Raw genomic sequence first — 240 nt, 5'->3', positions numbered from 1 at the left:
TATCGATGAGTGAAAGTTTAAGCAACTCCGTAAGCATGAGCGAAAGCCTCAGCAACTCCGTAAGCATGAGCGAAAGCTTAAGTAACTCGGTATCGATGAGCGAAAGCTTAAGCAACTCAGTATCGATGAGTGAAAGCTTATCTAACTCCGTTTCAATGAGTGAGAGCATGAGTAACTCGGTATCAATGAGCGAAAGCATGAGTAACTCAGTCTCAATGAGCGAAAGTATGAGTAACTCCG

General features: G+C 43.3%; 1 protein-coding gene. It reads right to left on the bottom strand.

Translation table 11 applies throughout. From position 1 onward, the window contains the following. Positions 1 to 240, bottom strand: a 240-nt coding sequence (locus tag LMC10_RS01075) for a hypothetical protein (RefSeq protein WP_229268702.1), incomplete at both ends; no start/stop codon positions are given.

Source organism: Limosilactobacillus reuteri subsp. simiae, assembly GCF_020784875.1.
Classification (GTDB): domain Bacteria; phylum Bacillota; class Bacilli; order Lactobacillales; family Lactobacillaceae; genus Limosilactobacillus; species Limosilactobacillus reuteri_H.
Note: the sequence above shows the minus strand (reverse complement) of the source record. Positions and strands in the feature narration are given on the sequence as shown.